This window comes from Pseudomonas sp. CMR5c (assembly GCF_003850545.1).
Taxonomy (GTDB): domain Bacteria; phylum Pseudomonadota; class Gammaproteobacteria; order Pseudomonadales; family Pseudomonadaceae; genus Aquipseudomonas; species Aquipseudomonas piscis.
Genome location: NZ_CP027705.1, coordinates 5845866 through 5858176 on the forward strand (window position 1 = coordinate 5845866; position 12311 = coordinate 5858176).

The window sequence follows — 12311 nt, forward strand, 5'->3', positions numbered from 1 at the left end:
TTTCGGCTGCGCGCTTGTGGTTAAATACGGCGTCTTTTGCCCCGAGGCTTTCAACGGGGCGCTCATCATAACAGGACGGCCCCGCCCAAGACAGCGGCCGTCATAGGGACGCAAGCCGCTATGCAAGTGAAACACCTGCTGCTGATCGCCATCCTCGCACTGACCGCTGCTTGCTCATCGAAGGAAGTCGTTGACGAAAACCTGAGCGAAGTCGAGCTGTACCAGCAGGCGCAGACCGACCTGGACAACCACAGTTATACCAGCGCCACTGCCAAGCTCAAGGCCCTGGAGTCGCGCTATCCCTTCGGTCGCTACGCCGACCAGGCACAGCTCGAGCTGATCTATGCCAACTACAAGAATGCCGAGCCGGAAGCCGCCAAGTCGGCTGCCGAGCGCTTCATTCGCCTGCACCCGCAGCATCCGAACGTCGACTACGCCTATTACCTCAAGGGCCTGACCTCGTTCGACCAGGACGTCGGCCTGCTGGCGCGCTTCCTGCCGCTGGACATGACCAAGCGCGACCCAGGTGCCGCTCGCGATTCGTACAACGAATTCGCCCAGCTCACCAGCCGCTACCCGAACAGCCGCTACGCCCCGGATGCCAAGCAGCGCATGATCTACCTGCGCAACCTGCTGGCTTCCTATGAAATCCACGTAGCCGACTACTACCTCACCCGCCAGGCCTATGTCGCCGCCGCCAACCGTGGCCGCTACGTGGTGGAGAACTTCCAGGAAACCCCATCGGTAGGCGATGGCCTGGCGGTCATGACCGAGGCCTATCAGCGCCTGCACCTGGATGAGCTGGCAGCCACCAGCCTGGAAACCCTCAAGCTCAACTACCCAGACCACCCAAGCCTGGTGGATGGCCAGTTCGTGCCGCGGGTAGCCGAGGCCGACAACCGCTCCTGGCTGAGCAAGGCCACCCTGGGCCTGATCGAATCCCGTCCGCCGCTGCCGCCGGGAGAAACCCGCGCCAACCAGGACATCATGAAGCAATATCAGGATGCCAAGGAAGCGATCCCCGAGGAGCTCAAGCCCAAGGACAGCAACGGCGAAGTGATCGAGGAAGAAAATCACCAAGCCGCTGGCAACAACGAAGATCGCTCCTGGTTCAGCTACATGACCTTCGGCGTATTCGACTGATCAGCAGCAGCCTGTTCAATAAAGGGAGACTTCAAGTCTCCCTTTTTCATGCCTGCAATCCTGCGGGCCTGTGCGACCGGCAAGCGCTTGGCTAAACTGCCGCATCTTTCCTCAAGAAACTGGATGCCATGGTTCGTCTACTGTTCTGGATCGCCCTGATTGCCGCTGCGGTATGGTTCTGGCGTAAATTCAAGCGCCCCGCCTCGGCTCCCCATAACCCCGCTGAGCCAGGTAGCACGCCCATGGTGCGTTGTGCCCACTGCGGCGTACACCTGCCCCAGGACCGGGCCCTGAGCCTGTCGCAGCAGTGGTATTGCAGCCAGGCCCACCTGGAACAAGGCCCCGTTAACCAGAACCGCTGACCGCACCCGCCCTGCGCCTGGCGGCACGGGGCAATCGCCCCATCGCCAGAATAATTGGCGACAAAATAACCTCCGTCCTCCAAGCCGGCGGGGCAACCCCTCCAGCCCCCGGATTCAGTGGTCCTGCTGCCCCTCGAGCTGGTCCGCCCCCCTGGTCGGCGCCGCCACCTCCGCCGCTGCCCTGCCGCTCTTGCCTAGCGGGCCTAGACTTCAACTCTCGGCCTGGCGATGCGCCGGCTGCCCGTTCTTCATGGATGAAGGCGCACTGTCATGAATCCACGGCAAACGGTCCTGGTGGTCGATGGGGCCAAGGAAGTACGCGCCCTTGTGGAAATCACTCTCGGCCGGATGCACCTGCACACCCGCAGCGCCCGCACCTTGCAAGAAGCCCGCGACCACTTGAGGCAAAATCGTTTCGACCTGTGCCTGACCGACCTGCATCTGCCGGACGGCTGCGGCCTGGAACTACTGAGACACATCCGCCAGGAGCACTCCCGTGTTCCGGTGGCCGTACTCAGCGACGATACCAGCCAGCAAACCGCTGCCAGTGCCTTGCAGGCCGGAGCCTGCGATCTGCTGCACAAACCCCTGGATCTCAAGCATCTACGAGAGCTGGTCGGCAACCGCCTCAAGCCACCTGTGCCCCGGGAAACCTCGGCAAGCAAGCAACTGCTGGGCAACTCACCAGCAATGGCCGACCTGCGCCGCCAGATCACCAAGCTGGCGCCCAGCCAGGCAGCGGTCTACATCAGCGGCGAATCCGGTAGCGGCAAGGAACGGGTCGCCCGCTTGATCCACGACCTGAGCCCCAGGGCCCGGCGACCGTTCATTGCGGTCAACTGTGGAGCCATCCCTTCGGAGTTGATGGAGAGCGAATTCTTCGGTCACCGCAAAGGCAGCTTCAGTGGGGCCATGGCGGACCAGCCCGGGCTGTTCCTGGCCGCACGGGGCGGCACCCTGTTCCTCGACGAAGTAGCCGAACTGCCGCTGGCCATGCAGGTGAAACTCCTGCGTGCCTTGCAGGAAAAGTCCGTACGGGCAGTGGGTAGCCAGACAGAGGAAGCGGTGGACCTCAGGATTCTGTGTGCCACCCACCAGGATCTGAAGCAGCAGGTGGAAGCCGGACGCTTCCGCCAGGATCTGTACTATCGCCTGAACGTCATCGAACTACGGGTTCCACCCCTGCGCGAGCGCCATGCCGATATCAACCTGTTGGCCCGGCATATCCTGCAGCGCTTGGCCATCGACAGCGGCCAGACGGTAGCCCAGCTGAGCCCGGAAGCACTGCAGGCGCTGGAGGCCCACGACTTTCCCGGCAATGTGCGAGAACTGGAAAACCTGCTGGAACGGGCACAGGTTTTCCGCGAAGGACAATGGATAGAAGTGGCGGACCTCGGCCTGCCCTGCGCCAGCCGAGCGGAAAGTCTCCCGCATCCAGCCGCGACCGCGTTCGATCTGGCGCTCCACCTGCAACAGGTGGAGCGCCAGTTGCTGCTCCAGGCGCTGGAAGCATGCCGCTGGAACCGCACGGAGGCGGCTCGCCGGCTGGGTCTGTCGTTTCGCTCGATGCGCTATCGCTTGAAGAAACTGGGACTGGACTAGACGCGCGCCTCGATGCGTCCCGCAGGAGCATATGGCTGTGGGTCGATGATCGGCTGGTTGCCCAACAACAGGTCGCAGAACAATTGGCAGGAAGCCGGAGCCAACACCAGGCCGTTACGGTAATGCCCGCAGTTGAGCCACAAACCGTCGAATCCGGGAACCTGTCCGATGTAGGGAATGCCTTCAGGAGAGCCCGGACGCAAGCCCGCCCAATGCCCAACCACCTCTGCGTCCGCCAGGGCCGGGATCAGCTCGACGGCCGACGCCTTGAGGCTATCCAGGGCAGAGGTGGTCGGAGTCTTGTCGAAACCTTCATGCTCCAGGGTGCTGCCCACCAGGATATGCCCATCGCGCCGGGGAATCGCATAGCGTCCCTTGGCCAGGACCATGCAAGACAAGAAGTCGGCGGCGCACTTGTACAGGATCATCTGTCCCTTGACCGGCTCCACCGGCAACGCCAGCCCCAGGCTGGACAGCAACTCACCGCTCCAGGCCCCGGCACAAAGCACCACTTGGTCCGCCCTCAACTCACCCAGGGCGCTGTGCACACCCAGCACTCGCTGCTCGTCCCGGATGAACCCCGTGACCTGGCATTGCTCATCGATATGCACATTGGGCAGGGCCTGCAACGCCGCCTTGAGGGACTTCACCAGGCGCGGATTACGCACATTGGCCACATTGGCCATGTAGATCGCCTGCTGATAGCCGCTCCCGAGTACCGGCACCGCATCATGCACGGCGCTGATGTCCACCTGGCTCAGCGGCCGCCCTTCACGCCGCGCCCACTCCAGGGCCGGGGCCTGGTCTTCCAGGTCCAACCAGTAGAGGCCGGTGGTATGCACTTCGGGATCGATCCCGGTATCACCGAACAGCTGCGCTGCAAGCTGCGGATAAAAATCCTGCGACCAGTGGGCCAGTGCGGTGACCGCCGGGCTGTACCGCCAGGGATAGAGCGGGGAAACGATCCCGCCACCGGCCCAGGAAGACTCACGCCCCAGGTCAGAGCGCTCCAGGAGCCGCACTTGCTGCCCCTTGGAAGCCAGGTTGTAGGCGGTGAGCAGGCCGATTACCCCGCCTCCGATCACCAGCACTTGCTGTTGCTTAGCCATGGATGGTTCCAATCAATGAGAAAGACAGTGGGCGCCTGGGCTCCCGAAGCAGGTACTCAGCGGCCCCAGCAGTCCTTGGTCGTCACCCCATCGGCCTGGCCTGCCAGGCCGATCGCCCCGGCCTGGTCGAGGGTGAAGCTGCCGCACTTGTCGGCCGCCATCAGGCCATCGGCCTTGGGCACTGCCGTCAGCGAGAATCCGCTATCGGTCAGGGCTGCACTGAGACTGTAGTAGTCATTGCCCGTGCTCAGGCCAGGTGCATTGCTATAGACCCCGGCCGAGGCGTGATGGCGCTCGAGTAACTGTGCCTGCTCGGTGAGCAGCACCGTGACTTCACTGCGGTGAGGCTTCCTCATGTACTCGGTGATGCTGGGAAGGCTCAAGGTGAGGACCAGACCGATGATCGCAATCACGATCATGATTTCGATCAGGGTAAGACCTTGGTTGGATCTGCGCATGGTCAAGAATCTCGCTTACTGGATTTGTCGCCACAGGATGCGCCGGCCAGCGGCATCGGGGCGCTGCAAGGGGGGCTCGATAGCGCCGCCTCCAGGCTCCCGGGAGACATTGTCAGACTGGCCCGGCATCGGGGCGCCGAGCATCTTACCGCCGAACACAGGTACATCGGGCAAATTCCCGCCATCGATATTGCCGCAGCAAGTCTCCGGTTCCTGCGGCGACAACAGCGTCATCCCTCTCGCCGTCGCCAGATCATCAGCCAGCACCTGGGTAGTAGCCGCTGGGCACAGCCCCCACAGCAGGCCGCCCAGGGCCAGCAGGCTGCTGCGCCAACGTCCGCGATCCGCGTCAGTATTTGGCATAGATACTTTCCAGCACGCTGCGTGCCTGGCCAGCCAAGCCGATGGCCGTCACTCGATACAGGGTGGCCGTGACCTCCTCGGGCAATCGGACCGCCCCCTTGACGAGCCCCAGGTTCTGCACCGCGTAATAACCATCGACCGTTGCCACCCAGCGCACTCCGGAATTTACGTTCCAGCCAGCATCGATCACCAATGACGACTCGCCAGGGGGAGCGCACCGCTCTGGCGTCGCACATACCGGCCAGATGCCCCCCTTGCGCACTTGCGCCTCGCCCAGGCGCAATGCCGTCTCGGCGGCCTGGAAGGCACGATGCTGCTGGGCCAGGCTGGCGGCCATCCGCTCCTGCAAGGTGGCGTTCTGCATGGCTGAAACACCGATCATCGTCAACAGCGACAGGAACAACAGGCTGGCCGGCAAGGCCATGCCTCGTTCGAAGCGCAAACCGGGCAGCGGTTGCATCAGGACAACCTGTTGCGCAAGGCCGCCACGAGAGTGAACTCCTGGGGCCGGACGGCACCACTTGGGTCGCTCAAGGTCAGGCGCAGCCGTACGCTGAGGATCAATGTGGGGTCGCCAGGCTGGCGGCTATAGCCTGCCAGGACGTTGTCCGTAGCCGAACGGGCCAGGCCAAAACCGACCTCGAAGGACTGGACATTGTCCAGCAGCACCATCTGTTGTTGCTCGAGGCCGGTACCGAACAGCAACTGCTGGTTCCTGAAGCGGTAGGACACCCGGCGCAAGGCGAACACCTGTTGCCCCTCACCGGCTTTTCGAGCTCCCGAATAGACTACTGCCTCCTTCCGGCAGTCGGTGACCAGGCTCCAGGTCGGCGCGCCATCGACCTCTCCTGCATCGACGGTCATCAGGCTCAGTTTCTGCTCCGTGTCACTCCAGTGAATTGGCGTCGCCGCCAAGCGAGAAAAACTCCCACCCTCACTGGCATCGCGAATCCTCCTCAGGCAACCAGAGAATCCAGCCATGCGGATTTCCCGGAGCATCTTGCTCAGGACGAAACGCGCCTCTTCTTGCTGGTAGGCCGAGGCACCCTGGCTGAGATAGGTCTGCTTGGCCGCCATGAATACCCGACTCGCCCCGAGCATCAACACCAGGCTCAGCAACAGCACCATCATTACTTCCACCAAGCCGAAACCCCGACTCCAACGATTCACGGCGTACCATCCGAGGCTATTGCCAGCCGGCTGCCAAGCATCAACTCACGCGGCTGCCCGCCGGAACCCGAGGCACGCGAATCATCCCAAGTGATGTGAACGATGTAGAGGCCCTGGCCGGCATCGACGCGGCCCCGGGCATCGACACCAGCGAAATTCGCAACATCACTGGCGAAATCCGCCAGGTCCTGGGCTCGCAGGCCGCCTGAAGCCGCCTCCCCCGGCTTGGCCTGGAGAACATCCGACGGGGTACTGGTTCGAATCCGCTCGAGCATGCCGTGGGCGATGAAGCTCGCCTGGGTACTCATCCGTGCGCTATCGGTGTACTGCAAGGCCTTGAGCTGCACCGCCGCAGCCCCCAGCAAGCCCAAGGCGAGGACCAACAACGCCACCAGGACCTCGATCAGGGTCATGCCGAACTCGCTTCCTGCTCCTTTCACCCGAAGTTCCTCCGATCCGTGGAGAGCGGCATACCAGGCTCGATCAGCCCCGCCGCCTCTTGAGGTTAGCCGGCAATGGAGCGCGGTTTGGTATCTGGTACACCCGGCAATACATTGCCGGGATCGGCCCGGGCCAGGCGCCAATGGTCGGCAATTCCTTGTATGCAAATTGACCATCTAGCCTGGGAACGCCCGGGCTATAACAAACGAGTCCTTGAATCACCAAGGGCCGCGCACGGATAGCGTGAAGTTGTGTTTCCAAGGAGGGAGACGCCATGCAACAGAAAGGCTTCAGCTTGCTAGAACTCCTGGTCACCCTGGCCTTGCTGGCGATCCTGCTGCCTCTGTCCGGCACCGGACTCGGCCAACTGCTGCAATCGAATCGACAATTGGATACTGCTCGAACCCTCGCCAGCGACCTGCGCAACGCCCGGGCGGCAGCCATCCTGCAACGTCATACGGCCCTGGTACACGGGCTGGACGGTGACTGGAGCAAGGGTTGGCGAATCATCCTGGATGCCAGCGGCAAGGGGCCGGACGATCCGGAAAATCCCCTGCTGATAGAGCGTCGGCATGCCGGGCACGTGCAGATAATAGGCAATCGCCCGGTGCAGCAGTTCGTGCGCTTTGGCGTTCTGGGCAACCCATTGCTGCCCACGGGCGCCTTCCAGGCCGGCACGCTGCACATCTGCCAGAAGGGTCGAGGAGACAGCCGCCACCAGGTAGTGCTGTCGCGTAGCGGGAGGATCAGCCTGCGCAGCGACATCGCCGAGCAGGCCCTGTGCATGAGTGCAGGATGATCAGAGCAGGGAACGGACCCGCAGCTCCTTGGGCATGGAGAAGGTGATGTTCTCTTCACGGCCGGCCAACTCGTCGGCACCGGTGGCGCCCCAGGCTTGCAGCTGCTGGATCACGCCACGTACCAGGACTTCCGGAGCCGAGGCGCCGGCGGTGATACCGATGCGCTCGACGCCATCGAACCAGTTGCGTTGCAGGTCCTCGGCGCCATCGATGAGATAGGCCGGGGTGGACATGCGCTCGGCCAGCTCACGCAGGCGATTGGAGTTGGAGCTGTTGGGGCTACCCACTACCAACACCACGTCGCACTCGTCGGCCAGTTGCTTGACGGCGTCCTGGCGATTTTGCGTGGCGTAGCAGATATCGTCCTTGCGTGGCCCGCCAATGGCCGGGAAACGAGCACGCAAGGCGTCGATCACCCGGCTGGTGTCGTCCATGGACAAGGTGGTCTGGGTCACGAAGGCCAGTCGCTCGGGATTCTGTACCTGCAGCCTGGCGACGTCGTCCTCATCTTCCACCAAGTAGATGGCGCCGCCGTTGCTGGCGTCGTACTGGCCCATGGTGCCTTCGACCTCCGGATGACCAGCGTGGCCGATGAGGATGCATTCCCGACCATCACGGCTATAGCGCGCGACTTCGATATGCACCTTGGTCACCAACGGGCAGGTGGCGTCGAATACCTTGAGACCGCGACCGGCCGCTTCGCTGCGTACAGCCTGGGACACGCCGTGGGCACTGAAGATGACGATGACATCGTCCGGCACCTGGTCTAGCTCCTCGACGAAGATCGCCCCGCGATTACGCAGGTCCTCGACGACGAACTTGTTATGCACCACTTCGTGCCGGACATAGATCGGGGGCCCGAAGACCTCCAGGGCGCGATTGACGATTTCGATCGCCCGGTCCACACCGGCGCAGAAGCCACGGGGGTTGGCGAGTTTGATTTGCATGCTGTGCCTCGTGTCTTGCGCGCAAGGAATAATCATGGCAACCGCTTCGCGGTTGATCGCAAGCAAGCCCGCCCCCGCAAGAACACCGAGGTTCTTGCGGGGGCGGGCTCGCCCGTGATGTGGTTAAAGCGCCTTGACGTCGATGATCTCGACATCGAAGGTCAGGGTCTTGCCGGCCAGCGGATGGTTGAAATCAACGGTGACCTGGGCGTCATCGAAGCTTTTGACCACGCCGGGCAATTCGGTGTTCGCCGCATCGTTGAAAATCACCAGCAACCCCTCCGACAGCTCCATGTCCTGGAACTGCGAACGGGGAATCACCTGCACGTTCTGCGGGTTTGGCTGGCCAAAGGCGTTTTCCGGCTCGATGGTCAGGTTACGCTTGTCCCCTGCCTTGAAGCCGAACAGCGCCGCCTCGAACCCTGGGAGCAGGTTGCCATCGCCAACCTTGAAGGTCGCCGGGGCCTTGTCGAAAGTACTGTCCACCGTGTCACCGTTCTCCAGGCGCAATGCGAAATGCAAGGTGACTTCGGTGTTCTGGCCGATACGTTGTCCAGCCAATACCTGTTCAGTCATGAACGGTTTCTCCGGTTTTCTTACTCTTGAACATATCCAGGGCCAGCATCACGGCACCGACGGTAATAGCGCTGTCGGCGAAGTTGAATGCCGGGAAGTACCAGCGGTTCTGCCAATGCACCAGGATGAAATCGATCACATGACCCAGGACGATGCGGTCATACAGGTTGCCCAGGGCACCACCGAGCACCAGGGCCAGGGCGATGGCCAGCCAGGTTTCGTTACGCCCCAGGCGCTTGAGCCAGACCACCAGCACCGCACTGACCACGATGGCGATCAGGGCGAACAGCCAGCGCTGCCAGCCCGAACCATCGGCCAGGAAACTGAAGGCGGCACCGGTGTTGTAGGCCAGGGTCCAGCTGAAGTAGTCGGGAATCACCACGATCTGCTGGTACATGGTCAACGAGTTTTCGAAGTGCAGCTTGCTGACCTGGTCGATGACCAGGACCAGCACGCTCAGCAACAGCCAGCCCAGACGACCGAAACGGCCTGCGGCATTAGGCATAGTGACGGACCTCGCCTTCACCGCTGATGTTATCTACGCAGCGACCGCAGATCTCCGGATGCTCAGGGTGGACGCCGACATCTTCACGGCAATGCCAGCAACGGACGCACTTGGCGAAGCTCGACTTGACCACTTTCAGCTTGAGACCGCTGACCTCGGTGGCTACCGCGTCCGCCGGAGCCTGCACCAGGGGCGCGACACTGGCGGTGGAGGTGATCAGCACGAAGCGCAGCTCATTGCTCAGCTTGGCCAGGTCGGCCGACAGCGCGTCCTCGGCGTACAGCGTCACTTCGGCCTGCAGGTTGCCGCCCACCGCCTTGGCGGCACGCTGGTTCTCCAGTTCCTTGTTGACCGCGACCTTGACCGCCATGATCCGCTCCCAGTAGGCGCGATCCAGCTCGAAGCCTTCCGGCAGCTCGCTCAACCCCTCGTACCAGGTGTTGAGCATCACCGACTCGTTGCGCTCGCCCGGCAGGTATTGCCACAGCTCGTCGGCGGTGAAGGCCAGGATCGGCGCGATCCAGCGCACCAGCGCCTCGCTGATGTGGAACAGCGCGGTCTGGCAGGAACGACGGGCCTTGCTGTCGGCGCCGGTGGTGTACTGGCGGTCCTTGATGATGTCCAGGTAGAAACCGCCCAGCTCCTGCACGCAGAAGTTGTGCACCTTGGAGTAGACGTTCCAGAAGCGGTACTCGCCGTAGTGCAGCTCCAGCTCACGCTGCAGCAGCAAGGTGCGGTCCACGGCCCAGCGATCCAGGGCCAGCATGTCTTCGGCCGGCAGCAGATCGGTGGCGGGGTTGAAGCCGCTCAGGTTGGAGAGCAGGAAACGCGCGGTATTGCGGATCCGCCGGTAGGCGTCGGCACTACGCTGCAGGATCTGGTCGGATACCGCCATCTCGCCGGAATAATCAGTGGCCGAGACCCACAGGCGCATGATGTCGGCACCCAGGGTGTTGTTGACCTTCTCCGGCTCGATGGTATTGCCCAGCGACTTGGACATCTTGCGCCCGCTCTCGTCCACGGTGAAACCGTGGGTCAGCAGTTCGCGGTACGGCGCGTGGCCGTCGATGGCGCAACCGGTGAGCAGGGAAGAGTGGAACCAGCCACGGTGCTGGTCGGAACCTTCCAGGTACAGGTCGGCACGCGGGCCAGTGGCGTGGCCGATATCGTGGGAGCCACGCAGCACATGCCAGTGAGTGGTGCCGGAATCGAACCAGACGTCCAGGGTGTCGGCGATCTTGTCGTACTGGCCAGCTTCATCGCCGAGCAGCTCGGCGGCATCCAGCTTGAACCAGGCCTCGATGCCTTCCTGCTCGACGCGCTTGGCCACTTCTTCCATCAGCTCGACGGTGCGCGGGTGCAACTCGCCGCTTTCCTTGTGCAGGAAGAACGGGATCGGCACGCCCCAGTTGCGCTGGCGGGAGATGCACCAGTCCGGGCGGTTGGCGATCATCGAGTGCAGGCGCGCCTGGCCCCAGGCCGGCACGAACTGGGTGTTCTCGATAGCCTGCAGGGCACGCTGGCGCAGGGTGTCTCCGGCCACCGGCTGCTTGTCCATGCCGACGAACCATTGCGCGGTAGCGCGATAGATCAGCGGAGTCTTGTGACGCCAGCAATGCATGTAGCTGTGGCTGATGGTCTCGGTGTGCAGCAACGCACCGACTTCGCTCAACTTGTCGACGATGGCCGGGTTGGCCTTCCAGATGAACTGGCCACCGAAGAACTCCAGGGAAGGTGCGTACACACCATTGCTCTGGACCGGGTTGAGGATGTCGTCGTTGACCATGCCGTAGCGCTTGCAGGTCACGAAGTCGTCTTCACCGTAGGCCGGCGCGGAGTGAACCACGCCGGTACCGGCGCCCAGCTCCACGTAGTCGGCCAGGTATACCGGCGACAGGCGATCGTAGAACGGATGGCGGAAATTGATCAGCTCCAGGGCGGAACCGGGGGCCGTGGCGATCACCGAACCTTCCAGGCCGTAACGGGCCAGGCAGGACTCCACCAGCTCCTCGGCCAGGACCAACAGGCGCTCGCCGGTATCCACCAGGGCGTAGTTGAACTCCGGATGGATGTTCAGGGCCTGGTTGGCCGGGATGGTCCACGGGGTGGTGGTCCAGATCACGATGGCTGCGGGTTTGGCCAGCTTGGCCAGGCCAAAGGCGGCGGCCAGCTTGTCCTCGTCGGCGACCGGGAAGGCCACGTCGATGGTGGCGGACTTCTTGTCCTGGTACTCGACTTCCGCCTCGGCCAGGGCCGAACCGCAATCGAAGCACCAGTTAACCGGCTTGAGGCCCTTGAACACGAAGCCACCCTTGACCATCTCCGCCAGGGCACGGATTTCTCCGGCCTCGTTGGCAAAGTTCATGGTCTTGTAGGGATTGTCCCAGTCACCCAGCACGCCCAGGCGAATGAACTCGGTCTTCTGGCCTTCGATCTGCTCGGAAGCGTAGGCACGGCACAGCTCGCGAGTCTGGTCCGAGGTCAGGTTCTTGCCGTGGGTCACCTCGATCTTGTGCTCGATCGGCAGGCCGTGGCAGTCCCAGCCCGGTACGTAGGGCGCGTCGAAGCCGGACAGGGTCTTGGAACGAACGATCATGTCCTTGAGAATCTTGTTCAGCGCGTGACCGATGTGGATCTTGCCATTGGCATAGGGAGGACCGTCGTGCAGAACGAACTTGGGACGATCCTTGCCAATCTCGCGCAACTTTCCGTACAGGCCAATGCTGTCCCAACGCTGCAGAATCTGTGGTTCGCGCTGAGGCAGGCCGGCCTTCATTGGGAAGGCGGTGTCCGGAAGGTTTAACGTGGCTTTATAGTCGGTCATTTAAGGCTCTT

14 protein-coding genes are annotated in these 12311 nt (G+C 62.7%); 4 read left to right on the forward strand and 10 right to left on the reverse strand.

Going from position 1 to position 12311, the window contains the following annotated elements; genetic code table 11:
- The first annotated feature begins 120 nt into the window (after positions 1-120).
- The 3 genes from C4K40_RS26980 to C4K40_RS26990 all read left to right on the forward strand — a co-directional run bounded on the left by C4K40_RS26980 (position 121) and on the right by C4K40_RS26990 (position 3107).
- Positions 121-1143: an outer membrane protein assembly factor BamD gene (locus tag C4K40_RS26980; RefSeq protein WP_053134619.1), complete on the forward strand. Its 1023-nt coding sequence runs from the start codon at positions 121-123 to the stop codon at positions 1141-1143.
- A gap of 128 nt (positions 1144-1271) precedes the next feature.
- Complete coding sequence (locus C4K40_RS26985; RefSeq protein ID WP_053134621.1) at positions 1272-1505, forward strand: PP0621 family protein; 234 nt, start codon at positions 1272-1274, stop codon at positions 1503-1505.
- 270 nt (positions 1506-1775) lie between these two features.
- Positions 1776-3107, forward strand: coding sequence for a sigma-54 dependent transcriptional regulator (locus C4K40_RS26990; RefSeq protein WP_053134623.1), 1332 nt, complete (start codon positions 1776-1778; stop codon positions 3105-3107).
- On the opposite strand, the gene thiO is transcribed toward C4K40_RS26990, so the two are convergent.
- From thiO to pilV, 6 genes are read right to left on the reverse strand one after another with little or no spacing between them, the layout of a single operon-like run.
- Entirely contained in the window at positions 3104-4216 is a 1113-nt protein-coding gene (thiO, locus tag C4K40_RS26995; RefSeq protein WP_053134625.1) for a glycine oxidase ThiO, read from the reverse strand. The genes C4K40_RS26990 and thiO overlap by 4 nt on opposite strands.
- 56 nt (positions 4217-4272) lie before the next feature.
- Positions 4273-4674 (reverse strand): type IV pilin protein, encoded by a 402-nt coding sequence (locus C4K40_RS27000; protein ID WP_022641078.1) that lies wholly within the window; start codon positions 4672-4674, stop codon positions 4273-4275.
- 15 nt (positions 4675-4689) lie between these two features.
- Positions 4690-5037 carry a hypothetical protein gene (locus C4K40_RS27005; RefSeq protein ID WP_022641079.1) on the reverse strand — a complete coding sequence of 116 codons (348 nt, stop codon included), beginning with the start codon at positions 5035-5037 and terminating at the stop codon, positions 4690-4692.
- Entirely contained in the window at positions 5024-5497 is a 474-nt protein-coding gene (locus C4K40_RS27010; RefSeq protein ID WP_022641080.1) for a PilX N-terminal domain-containing pilus assembly protein, read from the reverse strand. The genes C4K40_RS27005 and C4K40_RS27010 overlap by 14 nt, the downstream gene beginning before the upstream one ends.
- On the reverse strand, positions 5497-6207 hold the full coding sequence (locus C4K40_RS27015) for a PilW family protein (RefSeq protein ID WP_053134628.1): 711 nt from the start codon (positions 6205-6207) through the stop codon (positions 5497-5499). Before C4K40_RS27015 ends, C4K40_RS27010 begins: the two co-directional genes overlap by 1 nt.
- Positions 6204-6620 (reverse strand): type IV pilus modification protein PilV, encoded by a 417-nt coding sequence (gene pilV / locus C4K40_RS27020; RefSeq protein ID WP_053134631.1) that lies wholly within the window; start codon positions 6618-6620, stop codon positions 6204-6206. The genes C4K40_RS27015 and pilV overlap by 4 nt, the downstream gene beginning before the upstream one ends.
- Before the next feature lie 302 nt (positions 6621-6922).
- Between pilV and C4K40_RS27025 the strand changes: the two genes are divergently transcribed.
- Positions 6923-7447, forward strand: a complete 525-nt coding sequence (locus C4K40_RS27025; RefSeq protein WP_053134634.1) for a GspH/FimT family protein — start codon at positions 6923-6925, stop codon at positions 7445-7447.
- Here the strand turns inward: C4K40_RS27025 and ispH are convergent, their stop codons facing one another.
- From ispH to ileS, 4 genes are all read right to left on the reverse strand, one after another.
- Positions 7448-8395, reverse strand: a complete 948-nt coding sequence (gene ispH, locus C4K40_RS27030) for a 4-hydroxy-3-methylbut-2-enyl diphosphate reductase (RefSeq protein WP_053134637.1) — start codon at positions 8393-8395, stop codon at positions 7448-7450.
- A 123-nt stretch (positions 8396-8518) separates the two neighbouring features.
- Complete coding sequence (fkpB, locus tag C4K40_RS27035) at positions 8519-8971, reverse strand: FKBP-type peptidyl-prolyl cis-trans isomerase (RefSeq protein WP_053134640.1); 453 nt, start codon at positions 8969-8971, stop codon at positions 8519-8521.
- The gene (lspA, locus tag C4K40_RS27040; RefSeq protein WP_053134643.1) at positions 8964-9476 is read right to left on the reverse strand and encodes a signal peptidase II; all 513 of its coding nucleotides are present in this window, start codon (positions 9474-9476) and stop codon (positions 8964-8966) included. The genes fkpB and lspA overlap by 8 nt, the downstream gene beginning before the upstream one ends.
- Positions 9469-12300, reverse strand: coding sequence for an isoleucine--tRNA ligase (gene ileS / locus C4K40_RS27045; protein WP_053134646.1), 2832 nt, complete (start codon positions 12298-12300; stop codon positions 9469-9471). The genes lspA and ileS overlap by 8 nt, the downstream gene beginning before the upstream one ends.
- Positions 12301-12311: the final 11 nt, after the last annotated feature.

Excerpts from the sequence above, each read along its gene's own strand:
- C4K40_RS26985 (WP_053134621.1), top strand. The coding sequence starts at position 1,272 with ATGGTTCGTCTACTGTTCTGGATCGCCCTGATTGCCGCTGCGGTATGG.
- C4K40_RS26990 (WP_053134623.1), top strand. The coding sequence starts at position 1,776 with ATGAATCCACGGCAAACGGTCCTGGTGGTCGATGGGGCCAAGGAAGTA.
- C4K40_RS27000 (WP_022641078.1), bottom strand. The coding sequence starts at position 4,674 with ATGCGCAGATCCAACCAAGGTCTTACCCTGATCGAAATCATGATCGTG.
- C4K40_RS27005 (WP_022641079.1), bottom strand. The coding sequence starts at position 5,037 with ATGCCAAATACTGACGCGGATCGCGGACGTTGGCGCAGCAGCCTGCTG.
- fkpB (WP_053134640.1), bottom strand. The coding sequence starts at position 8,971 with ATGACTGAACAGGTATTGGCTGGACAACGTATCGGCCAGAACACCGAA.
- lspA (WP_053134643.1), bottom strand. The coding sequence starts at position 9,476 with ATGCCTAATGCCGCAGGCCGTTTCGGTCGTCTGGGCTGGCTGTTGCTG.
- ispH (WP_053134637.1), bottom strand. The coding sequence starts at position 8,395 with ATGCAAATCAAACTCGCCAACCCCCGTGGCTTCTGCGCCGGTGTGGAC.
- thiO (WP_053134625.1), bottom strand. The coding sequence starts at position 4,216 with ATGGCTAAGCAACAGCAAGTGCTGGTGATCGGAGGCGGGGTAATCGGC.
- pilV (WP_053134631.1), bottom strand. The coding sequence starts at position 6,620 with ATGACCCTGATCGAGGTCCTGGTGGCGTTGTTGGTCCTCGCCTTGGGC.
- ileS (WP_053134646.1), bottom strand. The coding sequence starts at position 12,300 with ATGACCGACTATAAAGCCACGTTAAACCTTCCGGACACCGCCTTCCCA.
- C4K40_RS26980 (WP_053134619.1), top strand. The coding sequence starts at position 121 with ATGCAAGTGAAACACCTGCTGCTGATCGCCATCCTCGCACTGACCGCT.
- C4K40_RS27010 (WP_022641080.1), bottom strand. The coding sequence starts at position 5,497 with ATGCAACCGCTGCCCGGTTTGCGCTTCGAACGAGGCATGGCCTTGCCG.
- C4K40_RS27025 (WP_053134634.1), top strand. The coding sequence starts at position 6,923 with ATGCAACAGAAAGGCTTCAGCTTGCTAGAACTCCTGGTCACCCTGGCC.